Source organism: Frigoribacterium sp. MCBA15_019 (genome assembly GCF_001864945.1).
Taxonomy (GTDB): Bacteria; Actinomycetota; Actinomycetes; order Actinomycetales; family Microbacteriaceae; genus Frigoribacterium.
On record NZ_MJGS01000018.1, the window covers coordinates 150,459 to 150,760 of the forward strand.

Sequence of the window (302 nt, forward strand, 5' to 3'; positions counted from 1 at the left end):
ACTCAGGAGATCGGCGTGCTGACGCTGACCGGTGCCGCGCCTGGTCGTCGTTCTCCTGAGTTACCCGCGGTGCTCGGGGTCTCGTCGTGCTCTGCCGTCCGTGACGGGCCCCCGATGCGGTGCGATCCGCACGTCGCACGGCCGCCGCCTGCTGAGTCGGCAACTCAGGATGTCGACACGGTTCGAGGCCGGATGGAGGTCCGCGCGCGGCATTCTCCGGACTTGCCAGCGTGTGTGGGGTGAGGCGTTGCTGGCCGGGGCGTTGGCGTTGGCGTTGGGCGTGGCAGGGCAGGGCGGGGCGG